Source organism: Thainema salinarum CENA647, from assembly GCF_057732415.1.
Genome location: NZ_JBYJZJ010000022.1, coordinates 6,339,245 through 6,359,957, shown reverse-complemented (window position 1 = coordinate 6,359,957; position 20,713 = coordinate 6,339,245). Strand labels below are relative to the sequence as shown.

18 protein-coding genes are annotated in these 20,713 nt (G+C 51.1%); 8 read left to right on the top strand and 10 right to left on the bottom strand.

The window, feature by feature from the left end; all coding sequences use genetic code 11:
- Positions 1 to 217: 217 nt before the first annotated feature.
- Positions 218 to 1,064 (top strand): IS5 family transposase gene (locus AC286M_RS34725; protein WP_488203451.1). Its coding sequence is split into 2 segments (ribosomal slippage): positions 218 to 592 and positions 594 to 1,064, totalling 846 coding nucleotides; the frame shifts between segments, so codons are not numbered across the junction.
- Between the two features lie 48 nt (positions 1,065 to 1,112).
- Here the strand turns inward: AC286M_RS34725 and AC286M_RS34720 are convergent.
- Positions 1,113 to 3,290, bottom strand: a complete 2,178-nt coding sequence (locus tag AC286M_RS34720) for a GumC family protein (protein WP_488208743.1) — start codon at positions 3,288 to 3,290, stop codon at positions 1,113 to 1,115.
- 267 nt (positions 3,291 to 3,557) lie between these two features.
- On the opposite strand from AC286M_RS34720, the gene AC286M_RS34715 reads away from it, so the two are divergent.
- On the top strand, positions 3,558 to 4,619 hold the full coding sequence (locus tag AC286M_RS34715; RefSeq protein WP_488208742.1) for a potassium channel family protein: 1,062 nt from the start codon (positions 3,558 to 3,560) through the stop codon (positions 4,617 to 4,619).
- Between the two features lie 228 nt (positions 4,620 to 4,847).
- Here AC286M_RS34715 and AC286M_RS34710 read toward each other — a convergent pair whose 3' ends face one another.
- Positions 4,848 to 5,294, bottom strand: coding sequence for a transposase (locus AC286M_RS34710; protein ID WP_488208741.1), 447 nt, complete (start codon positions 5,292 to 5,294; stop codon positions 4,848 to 4,850).
- A 129-nt stretch (positions 5,295 to 5,423) separates the two neighbouring features.
- Positions 5,424 to 6,551, bottom strand: coding sequence for a tRNA preQ1(34) S-adenosylmethionine ribosyltransferase-isomerase QueA (gene queA, locus AC286M_RS34705; RefSeq protein ID WP_488208740.1), 1,128 nt, complete (start codon positions 6,549 to 6,551; stop codon positions 5,424 to 5,426).
- 191 nt (positions 6,552 to 6,742) lie between these two features.
- Here queA and AC286M_RS34700 point away from each other — a divergent pair, with 191 nt between their 5' ends.
- Complete coding sequence (locus AC286M_RS34700; protein ID WP_488208739.1) at positions 6,743 to 7,132, top strand: hypothetical protein; 390 nt, start codon at positions 6,743 to 6,745, stop codon at positions 7,130 to 7,132.
- A gap of 90 nt (positions 7,133 to 7,222) precedes the next feature.
- On the opposite strand, the gene AC286M_RS34695 is transcribed toward AC286M_RS34700, so the two are convergent.
- A complete protein-coding gene (locus tag AC286M_RS34695; RefSeq protein WP_488208738.1) occupies positions 7,223 to 8,677 on the bottom strand; it encodes an FAD-binding domain-containing protein in 1,455 nt (484 codons plus the stop codon).
- A gap of 349 nt (positions 8,678 to 9,026) precedes the next feature.
- Between AC286M_RS34695 and AC286M_RS34690 the strand changes: the two genes are divergently transcribed.
- Entirely contained in the window at positions 9,027 to 10,919 is a 1,893-nt protein-coding gene (locus AC286M_RS34690) for a sensor histidine kinase (RefSeq protein WP_488208737.1), read from the top strand.
- A 133-nt stretch (positions 10,920 to 11,052) separates the two neighbouring features.
- Here the strand turns inward: AC286M_RS34690 and AC286M_RS34685 are convergent, their stop codons facing one another.
- Positions 11,053 to 11,196, bottom strand: coding sequence for a CAB/ELIP/HLIP family chlorophyll-binding protein (locus AC286M_RS34685; RefSeq protein ID WP_488208736.1), 144 nt, complete (start codon positions 11,194 to 11,196; stop codon positions 11,053 to 11,055).
- A 68-nt stretch (positions 11,197 to 11,264) separates the two neighbouring features.
- Positions 11,265 to 11,462: an NblA/ycf18 family protein gene (locus tag AC286M_RS34680; RefSeq protein WP_488208735.1), complete on the bottom strand. Its 198-nt coding sequence runs from the start codon at positions 11,460 to 11,462 to the stop codon at positions 11,265 to 11,267.
- A 298-nt stretch (positions 11,463 to 11,760) separates the two neighbouring features.
- Here AC286M_RS34680 and AC286M_RS34675 point away from each other — a divergent pair, with 298 nt between their 5' ends.
- Positions 11,761 to 12,609, top strand: coding sequence for an SDR family oxidoreductase (locus AC286M_RS34675; protein WP_488208734.1), 849 nt, complete (start codon positions 11,761 to 11,763; stop codon positions 12,607 to 12,609).
- A 121-nt stretch (positions 12,610 to 12,730) separates the two neighbouring features.
- Here the strand turns inward: AC286M_RS34675 and pdxH are convergent, their stop codons facing one another.
- On the bottom strand, positions 12,731 to 13,423 hold the full coding sequence (gene pdxH / locus AC286M_RS34670; RefSeq protein WP_488208733.1) for a pyridoxamine 5'-phosphate oxidase: 693 nt from the start codon (positions 13,421 to 13,423) through the stop codon (positions 12,731 to 12,733).
- A gap of 443 nt (positions 13,424 to 13,866) precedes the next feature.
- Positions 13,867 to 14,022, bottom strand: a complete 156-nt coding sequence (locus AC286M_RS34665) for a hypothetical protein (RefSeq protein WP_488208889.1) — start codon at positions 14,020 to 14,022, stop codon at positions 13,867 to 13,869.
- Between AC286M_RS34665 and AC286M_RS34660 the strand changes: the two genes are divergently transcribed.
- Together AC286M_RS34660 and AC286M_RS34655 are read left to right on the top strand one after the other, a co-directional pair.
- Positions 13,954 to 15,936: a protein kinase domain-containing protein gene (locus AC286M_RS34660; RefSeq protein WP_488208732.1), complete on the top strand. Its 1,983-nt coding sequence runs from the start codon at positions 13,954 to 13,956 to the stop codon at positions 15,934 to 15,936. The two genes, AC286M_RS34665 and AC286M_RS34660, sit on opposite strands and share 69 nt — an antisense overlap.
- A gap of 507 nt (positions 15,937 to 16,443) precedes the next feature.
- A complete protein-coding gene (locus tag AC286M_RS34655; RefSeq protein WP_488208731.1) occupies positions 16,444 to 17,493 on the top strand; it encodes a fatty acid desaturase in 1,050 nt (349 codons plus the stop codon).
- A 306-nt stretch (positions 17,494 to 17,799) separates the two neighbouring features.
- On the opposite strand, the gene AC286M_RS34650 is transcribed toward AC286M_RS34655, so the two are convergent.
- Both AC286M_RS34650 and AC286M_RS34645 read right to left on the bottom strand, forming a co-directional pair.
- Positions 17,800 to 18,468 (bottom strand): nitroreductase family protein, encoded by a 669-nt coding sequence (locus AC286M_RS34650; RefSeq protein WP_488208730.1) that lies wholly within the window; start codon positions 18,466 to 18,468, stop codon positions 17,800 to 17,802.
- Between the two features lie 93 nt (positions 18,469 to 18,561).
- Positions 18,562 to 19,611 carry a GntR family transcriptional regulator gene (locus AC286M_RS34645; protein WP_488208729.1) on the bottom strand — a complete coding sequence of 350 codons (1,050 nt, stop codon included), beginning with the start codon at positions 19,609 to 19,611 and terminating at the stop codon, positions 18,562 to 18,564.
- 258 nt (positions 19,612 to 19,869) lie between these two features.
- Between AC286M_RS34645 and AC286M_RS34640 the strand changes: the two genes are divergently transcribed.
- A complete protein-coding gene (locus AC286M_RS34640; RefSeq protein ID WP_488208728.1) occupies positions 19,870 to 20,631 on the top strand; it encodes a dienelactone hydrolase family protein in 762 nt (253 codons plus the stop codon).
- Positions 20,632 to 20,713: the final 82 nt, after the last annotated feature.

Here is a 20,713-nt window from a genome sequence, read left to right as displayed (position 1 = left end):
CCATTATCTCTTATCGACACTGGCACTTTTTATACCTCTTTGGACTGATTTCTTTATCGGCCCATATCGAGTAATAGCACCAAAAAACAGCAGGGAGATGTTGCCGCTGCACTGCAGTGGCAACATCCATTGGTTAGACTTAGAACCTATCCGAAAACCGATGTTGTTCGAGAGATGAGTGCTTAAGGTGAAGGTGTCGCCATAGGAGCAGTCCCAGATGTCTACCGTGACGCCTCCTCGTTCAACCGTCGAAATTGACCCTCGTTATCGGGTGCCCGATGAGCTGTGGGAGCGCCTGCATCCTCTGATTCCAGAGGAGCCACCCAAGCCTAAGGGAGGCCGCCCTCGCATGGATGATCGCCAAGCCTTAGATGCGATCTTTTACATCCTTTGCACCGGCTGTCAGTGGAATGCGTTGCCTCGGTGTTTAGGGGCCTCCAGTACGGTGCATGACCGCTTTCAAGAGTGGCAAACCAACGGCACGTTTGCTCGCTTTTGGCAGGCGGGATTGATGGAGTATGCCCGCACTCAAGGAGTGGACTGGCATTGGCAATCGATGGATGGTGCGATGGTCAAAGCACCACTGGGGGGAAAAAAAGACAGGCCCCAACCCGACTGACCGTGGCAAGTTGGGCACCAAGCGCTCGGTTTTAACCGATGGCAACGGCATCCCACTGGCCTTTGTGCTCGCACCCGCTAATCGGCATGACATGAAACTTGTTGAGGTAACTTTAGAGGCTCAACCGCTGGTGCCACCGGATGTGGAGGACGAGGAATCAAGACATCTCTGTCTGGATCGCGGCTACGACTATCACCCGGTGCGCCAGATTCTCAAGCAGTGGGGCTATCAAGGGCATATTCCGCCTCAAAACGAGGGTGACCTAGTGATTCACGACATTCCCAACTATCGGGCCAGACGGTGGGTGGTCGAACGGACTCATTCGTGGATGAATCGGTTTCGCCGTCTGTTGATCCGCTGGGAGAAGAAGCCCGAAAACTATCTGGCGTTCTTACAACTTGCCAGTGCGGTCATCACATTTCGCTCATCTGAGGTTTTCGGATAGGCTCTTAACGGATATCGACGATAGGCAAAGGCCACTATCAAACTCGTATCAAACTCGGGATAGGCCAGGGACTTCGCTAGCTTGATTCAGGGGCTGTGGTGCAGAGAGTCCGGCTCCGTTGTCCGTTAATAGCGGTTCTACTTCGGCTGTTGAGTCCGACCCACTGATCACCGCACCCAAGAAGCGAATATCCTCTGATTCCGTCATTTCTTCTAGGGCTTCATTCAACATAGCCGATTGGCTCACCTGTGGTCGGGTGACGAGAACGACGCCATCGGTATATGGCTCCAGGATCAAGGTGTCGTTGCTGAGGCTGAGAGCTGGCGCATCAATCACCACCATGTCAAATCGACCTTTGACGTCCTGTAAAAAGCGCTGCATCTCACTCGATTCAAGAATGGCGGCGGTTTGACGCTGAGGGCCAGGGCTGGGCGCGATATAGAGGTTTGCGATCGCAGGGACAAGCTGAATACTCTGGCTGGGATTGCCGTAATAGTGCAGCGGTTCGTACTGACTGTCGGATGTTGGCTCAACCCCCAGGGCCATTGCCTGAGACTGCGATCGCAGATCTGCTTCAATAATTAGCGTTCGTTTGCCTGCCCGCACCGATGCGATCGCGAGGTTGAACGCCGTCACCGTTTTACCTTCTTGGCGGATAGTGCTGGTGACCAAGAGCGTTTGAGGGGCGGTTTCTGTAGCCCGTCGCAAATTACTCCGCAGCCGCTCATAGTCATCGTGATAGGCCGACTGGGGCGACAGCAAAATCGGTAGCCCTTGCGATGGTCGTTGGGGCAAATTGGGAATGAGACCCAGCAGAGGCGCATCCTGTTCGTTGAGCAAGGACTGCAGATCGCCCGCTGTCCGAATTGTGCCGTCAACTGCATCCAGCAAGAAGATAATGGCTCCCCCAACAATAATGCCAATGAAGCCACCCGCAATCAGGACGATGATGCCACTGGTTACTTCTGGCTCAACTCTCTGGGTTTGGGGGGGTTGGCTAACCCGCAAACTCGCCACGGTTTCAGCTTCAGCCGCTTCAGCATCAATCCGTTTAGCCACCATCTGCTCGTAAATGGCCTGCTTTTCAGCCACGACTTGGGCTAAGCGATTCCGCTCTAGCTGCTTATTCGGCAAAGCGGCATACTGCTGGCGCAGATCTTGCTCGGTCTGTTGCAGAGTGCGCTGCTGCTGAATTAGGGTTTCCCGCTGGGTTTCGAGCCCCACTAGCTCATTGGCCAGTGCCTGTCGTGCTGGATCTAGACTGCTGTCTTGCCGAATGGAATTCGCTCCCGTCAAGGCGGCACCTTGTCCCCCACTGATCACCTCAGCAGCGCGCGCTTGCAGGAGCTGATCGTAGGCGTTCAACTGCTGCTGTAGCTCGATCATGGTGGGGTGTTCAGGCCGCAAATCCTGCGAGAGAATCGCCATTTGCGATTCGGTGGTATAGATCTGCGATCGCAGATTGGCAATAATGGGATCTGCGCTCAGCGCCGAAGAGGCATAGGCTTGATCTGGAGTCAGTCCCAGTTTGGACTGCAAACTTTGAATTTGGGCCTCAATGCCCGCCAGTGTTAGGTCAATCTGACGCCGCTGCTGCTCACTATTCGTAATGTTGCTCAGCAGACTACCGTCTTGAGCGGCCTGAATGGCTGGCCCTTCCAGACGGTCATACTGCTCTAGATCTTGTTCGGCTGCTCGCAGTTCGGCTTCTACGGACGGCAATCGCTCGTTAATCGAATCAATCACGCTACGTAATCGCGCTTTATTAGCATCCCGGCTCTGGTTCACCATCGCCGTAAGCAGAAGCTGAATCGCCGCTTCTGCTTCCTGGCGTGCTTCACCGTCGTAGGTGACACCGATTGCTTCTAATCGGCCTGAGGTTTCATTGCGAGACAGCCGCACCCGTGTTTTTTGATAGAGCCCGACTGGATCAACTTGAATACCAGACTCAATGAGCTTTTCCGATACTGCATTGAGCACGGCATCTGAAAGCAAAAAATATTCGCTGACGTCTTGGCCTGCCACCTGAATTTCGCTTCCCGTCTGCGTGAACGCAACGGGTGGCCCAGTCGGCACCATGACCGCCTCTGCTTTGAAGGTCGGCGGTGGCGGTGGTTGAATGGCAATCACGCTGGAAATGCCAAATACGGTCAAAGCCCCAGCCAGCCCATACCATTTATATTGCTGGAACGCGAGCAGATAGCGAGTAACAAATGTCGGAGCCATGGCGATGTAGAGAGTCTTACCTTTGCTAATGGTACGCAATCTTGACTGAGACCGTCCTGCTTTTGGGGCACTTGTCTATTAACCTTTACGCAGGCTCACATTCTGCACCCAGAATTCGGAAGAAATTCGCTGCCCATTGCGACGATAAATCTTTCGAGTTCTTGATTACACATGCGAGATAGCAGCATGTCAACGATTCAAAATCATCCAGCCAAATAAATGTGCCATGCTTACAATCAGCATTTTGAATCTGACTTTCGCTGATTTATGCAGGCTTCCTCCCGCCGAATTATTATAGGTGCCGTCTTTTTCGTCATCACGCTAATTGTGGCAATGACGGGCTATATGCTGGCGGGCTGGACACCATTGGACGCCCTGTACATGGTGATTATCACGATCTTTGGAGTCGGCTATGGCGAAGTCAAACCGCTAGAATCACCTGCGCTCAAGATCTTTACCATTTTAGTGATCATTGCTGGCACCAGTTCTGCCGTTTATATCGTGGGTGGTTTTGTGCAACTGGTGACGGAAGGAGAAATTAATCGCGCCCTCACTCGAAAACGTATGACTCGCGAAATCGACAATCTTAATCAGCACGCCGTCATCTGTGGGTTTGGTCGAATTGGCCAAATGCTGGCGCGTCGCTTGCAGGAATCTCAGCAGCCGTTTGTAGTCATTGATAACGATCCAGACCGCATGACTGAAGCGGAAGAGATGGGATATCTTACCTGTCGGGGCAATGCGACGGACGAGGCGATTCTGAAGACGGCAGGCATTGAGCGAGCGAAGACGCTGGCGACGGTGCTGTCAGACGATGCGCTGAATGTCTTTATCACCCTGACTGGGCGGGAACTTAATCCAGGGTTAGTGATCCTGGCTCGTGGCGAATTGCCATCAACCGAAAAGAAACTGCGGCTAGCGGGCGCGAATCACGTCGTACTTCCTGCCTCGATTGGAGCGTTGCGCATGGCGCAGTTAATTACTCAGCCGACGACGATGGACTTTTTGGCCCAGAGCGATCGCAGATCGGATCTAAATGAGCTACTGGCTGATATTGATATTCAAATGGATGAATTCGCCATTCCCCATGACTCGCCCCTGATCGGCGGCACCATTGGCGATATTGAAATGCGCGGCAAGGGCACGTTTATTATCGTGGCGCTGCGGCAAAATAGCGGTGCGGTCATGATTCACCCCGATCGTGAGGTTCACTTGGCGGCAGGGGATACGGTGCTAATCATGGGACATTGCGGTGATTTACCCAAGTTTCTCCGTCGCCATACCATTCAGCAAAATCTACGCTATCGCGGTGCCCGGATGAAGCGGTAAGACTAGTGCTGTGTCAAATCAGTTTTGATGGTTGGTATGCCGCGCAGAGCGCGGCATACCAACCATCAAAACCCACCAAAACAAGGTTGACAAACCACTAGTTCGTAGAATTAGCGCTACAGAGGTCAATGCTGAGCGATTATCTTAAAAAAAAGTCAAGTAGATTGCGCAGTCGGAGGCTGCCAAGGCTGATTGTGCTTGAACATGGTGTTAAGGATGACCAGCACCTTACACATACAAGCGACCAAGGCCACCTTCTTCGGTTTGCCATAAGCCAACAATCGGCGGTAGAAGGCGGCAATCACCGGATTGAACTGGGTAGCGACCAGAGCAGCCGTAAACAAGACTGAGCGCACCGTCGAGCGCCACCCATGACAAACTGTCACAGTTGATGGGAGCCACACCAACGAGTGCGGCAATTTGCTGGCGAGTCAGTTGTTCGAGTTCCGGGAGAATGGCAATTAGGGTTGTTGATGCGACGAGTCCAACGCCGGGAATTGATTGCAAAAGTGCCTGCTGCTGTTGCCAGTGCTGAGATTGATTGAGTTGCTCTTGAATCTGCTCGTCCAGCTGCTTGACCTCTTGGCTTAACCACTCGATGTGGTGCTCAATCTGAGCTTTGGCCCAAGGGGGACGAGCACCGCAGTTACGATTGCCTTCGGCACTGAGCCTCAACGAGTTGGGAGCGATGCATCACCAGAGCTTGCAACTTGTTGGCGGCTTCTGAGGCCAGGGCTCGCACCTCCGGTTGCACCGCTAACATATCTGTCTACTTTTTTGAGACAAGGTCACATTTCCCTGACATCAAATTCGCGCCTCTGGCAGGATTAGCATGGCATCGCCAAAAGAATAAAATCGGTAGTCTTCTGCGATCGCAATTTCATACAAATCCAGCAGTCGTTGGCGACCGATGAGGGCGCTCACCAACATCAGCAGGCTGGAACCAGGCAGGTGAAAATTGGTAATCAATCCATCAATTACCTGCCACTGGTAGCCCGGATAAATAAATAGGTCGGTTTTGCCGACAAATGGTTGCAGTGAGCCCGTTTGAGCTGCTCCCTCTAGAGCACGGGTAACCGTTGTTCCTACAGCAAACACACGACCACCATTCGCTTTGGTTTGCTGAATTTTCTCGACTGTATCGGGTGGGATCTCGATTCGCTCCTCGTGCATCTGGTGAGACGTGATCGTCTCAGCTTCAACCGGACGAAATGTACCCAGCCCTACATGTAGGGTTAGGTAAGCTTGAGGAATTCCCCGCTGGGTTAACTCTTCGAACAGTTCTGGCGTGAAGTGCAAACCCGCTGTCGGTGCGGCTACGGCTCCTGGCTGGCGAGCATAAATGGTCTGGTAGCATTCGGCTGGCGCTTGGGACTGAGTAATATAGGGCGGCAGCGGCACCTGTCCCAGTTTTTCGATGACTGTCACCAACGGTTCATCAGTATGCAGCTCAAACCGGAGAATGCGGCCTCCCGTGGCCTCATCTGTACTCAACACCGTAGCGCTCAGTATCGGACTGGGTAACGTTTCAGCCTGCGGATCGACGCTGGCTAGCTGTTCCGGTAAAGCAAACTGAATCACGGCCCCCGGTTTGAGACGGCGTCCAGGCTTTACCAGCGCCAACCACTGCAGCGGAGCTTGTTCTTCCAAGAGCAAGATTTCTATGGTGGCTCCCCCGACCTTACGCCCATAGAGGCGAGCTGGAATTACCCGCGTATCGTTGAGCACCAGCAAATCCCCAGGCTGGAGAAACTGGGTAATGTCCCGGAAAATACAGTGCTGATGTTGCGTCAATGACTCTACAACCAGCAACCGTGACTGATCCCGTGGCATGGCTGGGTTCTGGGCGATTTTGCCGTCTGGTAAATCATACTGATAGGCCGCGAGAGTAAGGTCTTCAGGATGATTCATGTTGGGCGATGAATTAGTCATAAGTAGAAGCTAAGGAGAAGACAGTTGGTTCCTCATTCAAACTGCTGGAAGTATTGAAATCGCGACCGGGATCACATTTGGGGGATTGGGGGGAACCCCTTATGGAGGTCGGGTGCATCTCCCCTGTTAGACATTGGTCTAAGTTGCGACAATACAGGTAGAGAATTCAGACAAACTACCCGTTTGGCGCTATGGAATACATTTACTACCTTGCGAATGCGAGTCTAACACTTCGGGTGGTGGAATACCTACACAACATGAAATGGTTGCCCGTTCGTTTTGTGACAGTAATTCATCAAATCGATGGATGGATCATTAAGATTAAGCTTGGCCATCTGCTAGATCCAGAAGACGAGGCAGATATGAGGGCTTTCCTCAATGAGGTTGGGGTTCCCTTCGAACCCAGCGATCGCGTTCGGATGGCGCTATGGGGATTGGAAATCGGCCAGTCTCCAGTGGATATTATGCGTCGCTATCAGGTGGCAATTGTGTCTCATGGTAATCCGAACGGCAGTGAAATTGAAGAATTTCGCAAGCAGTTTGTATCGGGACTCGGTTACTGTCCGGAAACACTTGCTTAGGCATCTGTGAGTCTAGACACATAGGGAGAATATGCTTCTGCTTATCCAGGTCTTTCGACCTGGATTTTTTTTGCTTCACACCACTGAACGTTAGCCCTTTTGGGCCTGATAGCGGGCCTTAAATTCTCGCTGCTGCTGCTTGTGATCCACAATAGCAGTGGGATAATCACAGCGAGCACACTCCAACGGAGAAATTTTACCTGTAACCAGTGCTTCGGTATCAACGCTGCGGAGTTCCGGTAGCCAGGCCCGAATATACTCCGCTTCGGGATCGTACTTCTGCGCCTGACTAGCCGGATTAAAAATCCGTAGCGGTTTTGGGTCAAGCCCGCAGGAAGCGCTCCACTGCCAACCACCGTTGTTAGAGGCCAAATCACCGTCGTACAGCTTCTGCATAAAGTATTTTTCGCCCCAGCGCCAGTCGATGATCAAATCCTTGGTTAAGAAACTAGCCACAATCATGCGGCAGCGATTGTGCATCCAGCCGATGGTGTTGAGCTGCCGCATGGCAGCATCGACAATAGGGTAGCCCGTTCGTCCCTCGCACCAGGCTTGGAAATGTTCTTCGTTGTTGTCCCAAGGAAAATCGCGAAACTCGTCGCGGTATGGTTCCTCGGCTAGACGGGGGAAGAAATAGAGGGAATGCTGGTAGAACTCGCGCCAAGCTAGCTCTTGCTGCCAGGATTGAATATTGGCGCGGCTGTCATCGCTGCGGGCACGGCTGTAAGCGCCCTGAGTCGCCTGCCAAACCTGGCGAATGCCGATTGCACCAAATTTTAAGGCTGCGCTGAGCTGGGAGGTACCGGGATGAGCAGGAAAGTTGCGCTGTTCGTCGTATTCCCACAAACCGCGATCGCGGGCTGATTGCTGGTCACCATCACAAAATGTGTCCAGTCGTTCTTGAGCCGCCGTTTCACCCGGATTGAGCGGGATAATTCCGTCCCAGCGAAATCCTAAATCTTCCGGCTTGGGCAGTTCGATCACACCCGCTGCCTGGGCCGCTTTCTGCTCCGCTTCTGTCAGCGATTCCAGTCCGGTCGGTGCCGCGTAGGGAGCCCCTTTTGGCTGACTATTCCAGTTGCGCCAAAAGGGGGTGTAGACCGTGTAGGGCTGATCCGAGGTCTTGGTCAGGATCTCGCCGGGAGCGTGAAGCAGCTGATCCCAGCCAGTTTTGACCGTGATGTTCTCTTTTTCTAAGGCATCGGCAACGGTGCGATCGCGACTTTGAGCGTAGGGTTCAACGTCCTGATTCCAATGCACAGCATCGACTTGCAGTGTCCTAGCCAGTTTCGGCAATCCAATTGTGGGATCAGCTTGTACAATCAGCAGTTGTCCGCCTGCGGCTCGATATCGCTGCTGCAGTTCCTCCAAACAACCCAACATATATGTAACGCGCGCCGGAGCCACATCATCACGATCCAAAATTTTGGGATCGAGACAGAAGACGCCAATCACCTTGGCGCTCTCCTGCCGGGCAGACGCCAGCCCCCGATTATCGGAGAAGCGCAGGTCACGGCGATGCCAAAAGATAATTTTTTTTGTCATGTGTCAATCGATAAAGTAACGGCTGCAGGCTTTAAAAGTCGCTAAACATAAGACCACTCAAATCCGACAAATTAAGAGGGAGTCCCGACCGGGGATTATTCAATCTTATTTTTAGTTCATTTATACCAGTTTAATGAAATTAAATGTCTTCTTTAGGTTTGGGATGGGATCTAGGTCTGTTATATGGGGACACTAAATGAAAAATCTATACAGACAATAGCCTTAGGTATCTGCTCTCTAGCTGTTTTTCGAGTCGTCATGAGCCATCGCTATCGAATTGACGGAATCTCAAATCAGGATTTCTACACACCACTAGCAGCCTTCACGGACGATAAAGCGTTCACACTCTATGGATAAGCCGTCACCTTTCGATCGTTTACAGTGCTACCCGCGAGGAAATCAAGCGAGCGGCTTACGCGATTGGCTGACGCAGACGGCATCGTGGCAAAAAATTCTTGATTTTGCTCCCATCGGAACCGCTATTGTGCAACGTAACGGAACCTTTGTCTATGTCAATCCAGCGTTCTGCATGACGTTTGAGATGAGCGTGCAGAAAGCGCAGTGGTCATCTTTGGTAGAACTCATTCAAGCACCCGATCAGCCAACTTATGCAGCGCTTCACCATCAGTTGTGGACTGGCAAAATTGAGCAGATTGAGATGGTCTATACCTATCGCCCTGCCGATGGCCAAACTTATCCTGTTTTGCTTAAAGAAGCACTGCTACCAGTGGACGACTCGCAGATCGACCCGCTTAGCATTGTCCAGATCCTGAATGTGGCGGAATCATCATCGGTGCTGGCGTCGGTTTCTGCCTCTATGGAAGCCGCCGATGCGATACAGTCCGAGAATAATTTGCGGCACCTCAATCAGTCCCTAGAGCGGCAGGTGAAGCTGCGGACGGTGCAGCTGGAGCTAGCAAATCAGTTTGAAGCGACTCTGAAACGAATTACCGATAAGGTTCGTGACAGCCTAAACGAGCAGCAAATTTTACAAACAGCGGTTGAGGAACTTGCGATCGCAGTTGGTGTATATGGCTGCAATGCAGCACTCTATGATTTAGATCAGAATGTTTCAAAAGTGGTGTACGAGTCTACCCATTCGGCAGGATCGAGACAGGGCCGAGTGGCACAGATGGAAAAATTTCCGGAACTTTATAATCAGCTGCTACAGGGTACGTCATTTCAATTTTGCTCCCTGCTGCCCCACCCCGAACGAGGCCGCTCAGCACTGCTGGCTGTACCGCTGATTGACCAAGATCAGGTCATTGGCGACATTTGGCTGATTAATCAGAGCTACTACGGCTTTAAAGCAGAAGACATTCGCTTAGTGCAGCAGGTGGCCAATCAGTGCGTGATTGCGCTACGCCAAGCCAAGCTCTATCAGGCTGCCCAAGCTCAGGTAAAAGAACTCGAACGCTTAAATCAGATTAAAGATGATTTCTTAAGCACAATTTCCCATGAATTGCGAACGCCGATGGCCAGCATTAAAATGGCCACCCAAATGCTCAGCATTATGTTGGCTCAGCTTGATCCGACACTATTAAATCCGGTAGATTCGGCACAGATAACAACTACTATCGTGCCGTTACACATCAAGCCCCGCTTACAGCAGTATCTCGATATTCTACAAACCGAATGTCAGCGGGAAGTTGATCTGATCAACGATTTGCTGGATTTTTCGCTTGATGATAGCGATCTGCGGCAGTCCGTCTCAGACAACACGGCCATATCCGTTCTGCCTATTAGATGGGGAGAACAGCTAGATTTAGAGGAGCTGATCCAGCAACTGCTGAGTGAATATCAGGATCAATTACAGCAGCATGCTCGTGTTTTACACGTCAATCTTGCAGCGGATCTCAACAATCTGGCCCTCAACGGTCAGCGAATCCAGCGAATTACGCGGGAACTTCTGGAAAACGCCATTAAATACACACCAGCGGGTGAAACAATTCAGATTTCTGCCCGTCGGCTGCAGGATACTGTTTTGATTCAAGTCAGCAACTCTGGCATTCACATTCCGCCGCAAGAGCTGAATCACATCTTTGATCGGTTCTATCGGTTGCCCCAATCCGATCGCTGGCAGCATCGCGGTACCGGCTTAGGCTTAGCGTTAGTTAAACGCTTCGTTCAAAGCCTAAACGGTACCATCACTGCCACCAATCGCGATCGCACCTTGATCATTACAATTCAACTTCCTCTAGCCCCGTCGAATCAAGCTCAAACTGCGATCGTCGCAAACTAGCCATACAGCGATGATTAAGACTAAGTGCTGAATCGCGCTCACTCCTTACTCCTTTCGCCTCATGCTTTGAATGCCAAGCAAACAGCCCTCGATGCACTGCACCGAGGGCTGTTTCATCAAATATCGAAGCACCTTACATTAGGCCTAGCTGAGACAGGATGCCTTGTCCAGTTAGATATTCAGTTGCCAAACCAATAACGAAACCGAGCATAGCCAAACGGCCATTCCAGTTTTCTGCGAATTCTGTAAAACCGAACTTTTGCTCTTGGTTATCCATGAAAGTTACCTCTGCTATCAGTAATGAACAATGATTCCAAAGACCGCGAACCGTTCAGCTAAAGCAAGCTAGATTGACATTGCGTCAGAATCTAGTCCCCAATCCTTACGCAAGAAGGCTTGGTACATGTTTTCCCGCAGCATCATTTGCTCTTGCAGCTTAATCAAGAACTCCTGAGCCTGTTCGCGGGACATCCGCTGAACCTGATCAGAGAATGTCCGTAAGTTAAATTGCTGTTCGAGAGATAATTGCGCAGAACTGTCCATGTCCGTCTCCTTAACACGAAGTGAAGGGGTTACCGAGATTGAGCAACACCCAACTAGCAAACCTGCTCGTATCTGTATAGCTGCGGCGTTACATATCTTCTTGTAAACTAACTTAACACGGAGTATTACGATTCAGCAATAAAACTTGCCAAAATGTACCAATAGTAATAATAAGGTTTCGCTATTTGTAGCGGTTGCCACAGTTTGATTATCTATTCATTCACCTCATGTTTTGAGTCCTGAGTGATGAGGGTGGATGAGTGATAGCGTGGATGGATGATGGAATAAAAAACGCAAAATGCGTCAAAAAGTTGTTCTGATTACAGGTTGCTCATCTGGAATTGGTCGTGCGTTGGCATACGAATTTCACCGCTTTGGGTATGGCGTCATCGCAACGGCCCGGCGGCTGGAGACACTGCGGCCCTTGCAAGAGGCTGGAATGCTGACCAAAGAGCTGGACGTGACTAACCCTGACCAGATTCGGTCTGTCTTCACCGAGATTCAGCGGGAGCAGCAGCGGTTAGACGTGCTGGTCAACAATGCCGGATATGGTCTATTTGCACCGCTGCTTGATATATCAGCGGATCAGCTCGCACAGCAGTTTGAAACCAATCTGTTTGCGCCATTGCAGTTGATTCAGGCTGCTGCACCAATGATGCGATCGCAACAATCTGGCCTGATCATCAACATCGGCAGCATTTCCGGCATCATGCCTACGCCGTTTTCCGGTGCTTATGCTTCGTCTAAAGCTGCCCTGCACTGTTTATCGGATGCGCTACGAATGGAGCTGGCACCGTTTGGTATTCGAGTGATGACGGTACAGCCCGGAGCCATTCAGTCAGACTTCGGCACTGCGGCTCGTCAGCGCACGGAGGCGAACTTAACCGATCAGTCCTGGTATTCCGGTATCAAGGATACGATTCGCGCTAGAGCTGAACTGTCTCAAGTTGATGCGACACCGACTCAGGATTTTGCTACCCGTTTGGTTCAAGCGGCCCTGCGGCCAAATCCGCCTGCTGTGCTACGTATCGGCAAGAAAAGCAGGCTACTACCATTTTTGAAAACCGTTTTGCCCTGTCCCTGGCTGGATCAGATCCTACAGCGTCGCTTTGGTCTGCGTTCGATTGAAAATTCTACAAAACCCTAAACCCTTCTGTAGGGGCGGGTTTAGCCGACGAATTGCGGTTTCAAGATCAAATTGGTCAACGAAACCCGCCCTTACACAATGTCTGCGGTTGAATTCTGATTCAGGAAAGAATAGCCTTGTTCTATGGCGATAAGCGGTTGATGTTCCAGAGTTCTGGATTAGTTAAATCAGGCTGCTTCGTGGATTCATGCGATGATGCCGCGCTAGCCGAGGTTGTCAGCGTATATAGAAACCGATCGTGTAATCGACTGGGGCGACCTTGCCAAAACTCGAAGCTCGTTGGTCGCACTCGAAAACCACCCCAGAATGGCGGCAGCGGCACCTCGCCATCTTGGAACTTGCGCCTCATCGATTCGAACTGCATCTCTAAAAGCTGACGATTCGAAATCACCGAGCTTTGCTGCGATGTCCACGCGCCCAACTGGCTGCCACGGGGCCGCGTTAGGAAGTACTTCAGCGATTCAGCTGTAGGGATTTTTGCTGCTGTGCCCGTGATGTGAACCTGCCGCTCCAAGGCATACCAGGGGAACAGGAGCGAGACCTGATCATTCTCGGCAATCTGCTGGGCTTTGCGGCTTTCGTAGTTGGTGAAAAAGACAAAGCCGTTGGTGTCAAAATACTTCAGCAGCACGGTGCGCTGGGTGGGCTGTCCCGTCGCGGATACGGTGGCGATCACCATTGCATTCGGCTCCAATAAATCTGCATCGCAGGCTTGTTTAAACCACAGCTCAAACTGCTGAAAAGGATTGGGATTAATCGTCTCTTGGGTTAGTCCAGCCTGGGTATATTCTTTGCGAAGTTGGCTAATATCCATGTGCGATCGCAGATCTCTCTAAACTGTCTATAAATGCGCTATCTCTAGGTTGGGTTATCACCTGAATACCGATTGTAAGGAATCTATTCCCCGACTGACAGGAAAACCATTTGCGTGGGAACACTGAATCTATCTGAGAAATATCTAGAGTTCTTCTCGCGGCGCTGCTTAATCTGGGATGAATGGTGATGTAGGGACACCAACCCTACATCGCAATTCAGACTTAAAATCAGCAATTCCACCACATTGTTATGTCAAGTCTGTGTATAAGAACCCAATTTATTTTTTGTGAAACGCTTGCGGAGCAAGCGTTTCACAAAAAATAAATTATAGTTTTTTAACCGGACTTCATATTAAGTGACCGAAACGTCTCAAACCTGTGATCCGAAAGATTCTGAATTGTGAATCTTGTCGCTATTAAACGGAAGGCTCTGGGATAAGCTTTAGAGAATCATCGCATAGTGTCGTTGAATGGTTTGCCATTTGCGATCGCTGCCCTGCCAATTGCCGTTTAGTGCTTCTACCCATCGATGATCTGCTGCCTGAACCCTAAATGCCAGCGACCCCAGAATCTGGATGATCAAGACTTCTGCCAGCACTGTGGTGAGAAATTGATGCCGACGCTGCGGGGGCGCTATCGACCTGTGCAACTGATTGGTCAGGGCGGATTCGGGCGGACATATCTGGCGCTGGATGAAGATCGCCTCCAGACAAAGTGCGTCATCAAACAGTTTGCGCCTCAGACCCAGGGCACGAAGTCGCTCGAAAAAGCAATCCGCTTGTTTAATCAAGAAGCGGTGCGGCTGCATGAACTGGGCGAACATCCGCAGATCCCGGCGCTGCTGGCCTATTTTGAGCAAGATGAGTATCTCTATTTAGTCCAGCAGTTTATCGAAGGGCCAACACTGACTCAGGAAGCACAGGAGAAACAGGGATTTAACGAGGTCGAAATTCGCGCTGTCCTAAATGATCTACTGCCGATTCTGCGGTTTGTGCATCAGCGGCAGGTGGTGCATCGCGATATTACACCGTCCAATATTATTCGACGCAGCATTGACCAGAAGGTAGTGCTGATTGACTTTGGCGTGGCAAAACAGTTGACGGCAGAGGGTTTGTCGCAACCGGGAACCAAAATTGGCACCGAAGGTTACTCGCCAATTGAGCAACTGCGCAGCGGCAAGGTCTATCCATCCAGCGATCTGTACAGCCTGGGAGCGACGTGCTTGTACCTGATGACGCTGACCCGCCCGGATGAACTTTACAATCCCCTGGACGGTAAGTGGCTGTGGCGCGAGAAGCTAGAACGACGCAAAATTTATGTCAGTGATGCCCTGGCCAACGTGCTGAACAAGCTGGTGGAAGATTTGGTCAGTCAGCGATACCAGTCAGTCGATGAGGTACTGAAGGATCTCAATGCATCGGCTGGAGGAGACGCTAATACATATTCTTCTGAGGCGCGTTCGGCCTTGCCGTCTCGTAAAGAGTCACAATCTTCACCTTCTTCTTCTCCGCCTGGCGCTGTCTCTTCTCCACCGACTTCACCGCCCACCTCGCCGCCGCGATCGCGCCCCTTACGTCCACCGACTTCGGGCCGCCGCACGGGTTGGAACTGCATTCGTACGCTAGAAGGGCATGGCTCTTGGGTGATGGCGGTTGATTTATGTTTAAAGCCGCCATCCATTGTCAGCGGCGGCATGGACGACACAGTCAAGGTGTGGAATGCCCGCACGGGTCAAAATATTCATACGCTCAAGGGCCATTCGCGGGGCGTGAATGATGTGGCGGTCAGTCCCGACGGTCGCATCGTGGCGAGCTGTAGCGATGACGATACGGTCAAGCTCTGGGATTTTAGCACAGGTGCTTTAGTCTACACGCTCACCGAACACACACGCGATGTGAACACGGTCGTAATCAGCCAAGACAGCCGCTTTGTCGCCAGCGGCAGTGAAGATAAAACCATTCGAATTTGGAACATACAGCGTGGAGAACTGATGCAAACCCTGACGGGTTCGGTAGGCATGATTAAAGCGATCGCACTTGATCCGCTAAATCAGCTTCTGGTCAGCGGCGGTTTAGACAATAAAGTGCGCCTGTGGAATCTGCAAACGGGCGAAATGACGCAGGTGTTCTCCGGCCACTTCAACTCGATCAACAGCGTGGCCATTAGTCCCGACAGCAAAATCATCGCCAGCGCCAGCAAAGATAAAACCATTCGGCTCTGGGATGTGGCATCGGGGAATTTGCTGCATACCCTGACTGACCATACTCGCGAGGTCAACGCTGTCGCCATCAGCAGCAGTGGCAAAATTTTGGTCAGCGGCGGCAGTGACGCCACGGTGCGGATTTGGGATCTCCAGTCCGGGCAACTGATGCACACCTTGAGCAATCATGTTAACGCCGTGAAATCCGTTGCCGTGACGCCCAATGCCAGCATTGTGGTCAGTGGCAGTCTCGATAAAACCGTGAAAATCTGGCAATACTTTCCATCCCCGCCGTCATCAGGTGGTAATTAGCATAAAATCGTTACTACTCTTGGCAGATCTACGATTTTGTCCGGCAACAATGGCCGACGAGCATGGTATAAATGTTAAGGTTTTTTAACGGCTCTCAGGCTTTAGCAGTGTACGTTAGCTCGGATCTTGTACTTTTCATAACTGGAACCCCAAAGGGCACTTTGCCGCCGCAATGCGGCAGCAAAATAGCCTCTGCTAGTTGTGGTGCAAGGTTTGGCTTGAGGCAGTGTTTTGATGAGTTAGCTGTGAAAGAACCACCCATTTATCAGCGTCATACCGAACCTGTTCAGTTGGTGATTTGTCATGGTTGAAAGGGAACCTTTGAAGGGATACGTCCCGAATCCATCTCAATAACTGGCTGGGCACGGTCGCGATTTAGCTGGAACACAACACTAGACATAAATCACGTATAGATTTAGGACGGTAAAAACTGTTCTCTTCTTATGTTCTAGCGGATTTGGTGTGGCAGGCGCTATCTTGGCCAATTATGGAGAATTGATCGAATTCATGGTTGCTACGACTGAAAAATTTGAACTTGATAACGAGCTGTCAGAACTGGCACGCAACAACGTCACACTGAAGGACATCATCAAAACCCTGCCACGGGAATGTTTCCAGAAAAACCGCCGCAAAGCTTGGAGTCAAGCGTTACTCAGCGTCGCGGCAGTCACTCTAGGTTATGTTGCGATCGCATATTCCCCCTGGCTCTTGTTACCGATTGCGTGGATTTTCACGGGTACTGCTTTAACAGGCTTTTTCGTTGTTGGGCATGACTGCGGCCATCGCTCGTTTGCTAAGCGCCGCTGGGTGAATGATTTAGTCGGTCATGTTGCCATGCTGCCACTGATTTATCCCTTTCACTGCTGGCGTTTGGGACATGACTATCACCATATCCACACCAACAAGCTGGACGTAGACAATGCGTGGCAACCCTGGAAAGTAGAAGAGTACCGCAACACCCCTATCGTGATGCGCAAGCTGTATGAAGTGCTGCGGGGTCGGCTGTGGTGGATGGGTTCCATTGCTCACTGGGCAGGCATTCACTTTGACCCGTCGCAGTTTGCTGAGCGCGATCGCAAAAAGGTGAAACTCTCGATTACCGTCGTACTCGTATTCGCGGCGATTTTCTTCCCCGTTTTGATTGCAACCACCGGGCTGTGGGGCTTCGTCAAGTTTTGGCTGCTGCCCTGGCTGGTTTATCACTTCTGGATGAGCACGTTCACCATCGTGCATCACACCACGATGGACGTACCATTTCAACCCGTCGATTCTTGGAACGAAGCGGTTGCCCAACTTGAGGGCACCATTCACTGTAGCTATCCCCGCTGGGTTGAGATTCTCTGCCACGACATCAATGTGCATGTGCCGCATCACTTGTCTGTCGCCATCCCCTCGTACAATCTGCGGTTAGCCCACAGCAGCCTGAAAGAAAACTGGCAGCCTTATCTGAAGGAACGTAAGTTCTCTTGGGCATTAATGAAGGATATTGTTGACTACTGCCATCTCTATCATCCTGAGCAGGCTTATCAAACGTTCCGCGCTGCGAAACTAAAATAGGCTCAATTCTGACACCGCATCCGACTAGGAAAAAAACAGTTTTGTTGTGAGCGTCGGGCACAACCCGACGTTCACAACAAAACAAAACAAAACTGGTTTTATGAGCCAGCTTCGTATGAATCAACTTTGAAAGAAACAGGCGGGAACGTATTGCGCTCCCGCCTGTTTCTTTAAGCCTCAAAACGTTTTACCAGGGCAGGTTTAGCAACTATAGCCGTCACCCTACCTATCATGGCGAAAGGAAATAGGTTTCTATGATGCCCTATGATGCGTTCACGGAAATTCTGATGTGTTTAATAGGGCATTCTACAGTGAAAACATCTCACCGTAGGACTCACCATAAAACAGCTTAGACAGGTCGAATCGTCCGCTATATTTTTTGTGGGGTTCGGTCGCAAAACCTAAACACAGCAAGCAGCAGACATCGACGTGATCGGGAATATTGAACGCTTCTTTGACCTGTTCAGAAGAGAAACCTTCCATTGGGCAGCTATCAACCCCATAGCTTTTCGCCACAATCATCATGTGGGCAACTGCCAGCATAACGTGGCGGTTCGTCCAAACCTCCATCGAACCGTAGCTCGGCTGCTGCTCAAAACCCAGCGGAATTTGCTTACGCATGATATTGGCGTAGTTCTCATCAATCGCGTCGTTGGCTTCGCCTAGCTCAATCACCTGCTCGATATAGTCGGGACTGCCAACATTGCGATCGCCACAGCAAATCAAAACCACTGGAGCTTGCACCACTTGAGCTTGACCAAAGGCGCAGGGCTGGAGTTTTTCTTTACTGGCCTGATCGCGCAGCACAATGAAGCGCCAAGGCTGCAAATTGTACCCCGACGGAGCCTGAATACTCAGCTCCAAAATCCTTTCCAGCAGCACATCTGGAATCGGATCGGGATTAAACGCCCGTGATGCTCGACGCAGACGGATGGCATCTTGCAGCCCCATGGAGGGCTGAGCTTCAATGGTCATAAAATAACGCCCAAACGGTTGGCACAGAATCGTTTTGTCAATTTTTCAGACAGATTCCGTTCCAGAATAGCGCGATAACTGCGATCGCACCTCCTACTCTAAGCCGAGTTCTCGCTTCAAGAGACTAATAGACTTGCTGCCAATATAGTTATCGGTGGTGATCACTTCGGGTGGACGAATCAGATCTTCACGGGCTTCCGAGATAGCTCGCTTGACGACTGGGAAACTGGCCTGATCGAACGCAAAGATAGTCTGGGCACTGCGCACAATGGCATTGAGCTTATAGGCATCATTGGTTTGCGCCGTCATCACCAGCAGTTCGTCACCCCGCAGACTGTGAATAATCACCTCAGCCGCGCGTAGAATTCCCGAACTCAAGCTGACTAGACCCAGACAGGTTTCTTTCGGTAAATCCTTCAGCAGGCTCAGCTCTTGAGCATAGTCGTAGATATCAATTGGGATGACGCGAACCGACTTGGGAGCTGCGATCGCTTCGGCTTCGGCAATAAAGTAACGGCTGGTCACGACCGTCCCGGAGCGAGTTTGGGACAGCGTTTGCTCTAGGCTTTCTAGCGGCACAAGCTGTACCGGAATCTTCAGCTCTTGCTCTAGTTCCCGCACCATCAGTTCACCTGCGCCAATGTCCTGTGCGGGCGTAGTGACGAGAACCTGGGCACTACAGCGCAACCGCCAGTCTACTTCGGCTAAAAACAGTTCGCGGGCTTGATTGAGCGAAAAGCCTTCCCGCAGTAATTCGTCCAAATTGCGCTGAATCAGCTTACGGGCTTGGGGATATTCTCTCAGCAGTGGCGAAGGAGCCTGTAGATTTTCACCATTGCCAGAATCGCGGACATAAATACCGGAGCCGGGTAATGCTTCGACAAAGCCAGCTTCTTCCAGTTGCCGATAGACTTTGCTGATGGTGTTGCGGTGCAGCCCCGTTTGCATGGCAAGCTGTCGGGTGCTGGGCAGGCGCTTTCCGGGTGGATACTGCCGTGATGCGATCGCAAAGCGAATTTGATTATAAAGCTGAGCAGAAGCCGGAATTTCGCTATCCGGCTGGATGTGAAACTGCACCACGCGGTAAACCTCCGAATTGAGCGTTCTGGTGTGTGAACGGTCAGATAATAGGCTGGAACTCATTGATTTTAACCTTATGACTCCATAGCGACGCTCTTAGAGTTCATGACGTAAGCCCAGCCAAATTGTCACAGGATTTAATACTTTGTCACAACAGAATATGTACGGAGGATGACAGTTGCCCACAGCCGTCCCCACCAAAGCCGATCCAGACAATCCAGACGATTCATCTCCTCGTTGCCTACACCAGTTATCCATAATGCTCCATAATGCACTCGTAACCGATGTCAATCCTGTTGCAGTCGTCTACGCACCTGAACTATGACCGTATCCGCTATTAAAACTCAGACTGTTCATGTCCAGAGTGGGGATGTTACCCTGCCCTGTTACCTCGCTCAGCCCGATGTTGATAGTCAGTCTACGCAGTCGTTTCCGGGCATTTTTCCGGGCATTATTGTCATTCAGGAAATCTTTGGCGTGAATGAGCACATTCGCGATGTCACTGAACGTATCGCCAAAGAGGGTTATGTTGCGATCGCACCACCGATTTATCAGCGCCAAGCTCCCGGCTTTGAAGTGGGCTACACCGCTGAAGATGTCAAGATTGGCCGGGTGTACAAGGAAAAAACCAAAGCCACAGAGCTACTGCAAGACGTGCAGGCCGCAGCGGATTACTTAAAATCACTACCGCAGGTGAAATCGGGTGGCCTGGGTTCTATCGGCTTCTGCTTTGGCGGACATGTGGTGTACTTAACTGCGACCTTACTGGATATTCAAGCGACGGCTTCGTTCTATGGTGCTGGCATTCCCACCTGGCAACCGGGAGAGGAAGAACCAACGGTCAGCCGAACAAAAGATATCAGTGGCACAATCTACGCCTTTTTCGGCAACGAGGACGGCAGCATTCCGCCCGAACATGTTGAGGAAATTGAGCAAGCTTTCAATCAATACAAGATTGATCACAAAATTTTCCGCTATGACGGCGCTGAGCATGGATTCTTTTGCGATCGCAGAGCCAGCTACAATGCCAAAGCCGCTGCCGCTGCTTGGGAGCAAGTCAAACAACTCTTTGCCACGTTGTAAGACATATCCCCAAAATCTCGGTAGGGACGGTTTTTGTTGATCAATTCTTACAGAAGCGTCACACCTACTATCGGCTAAACCC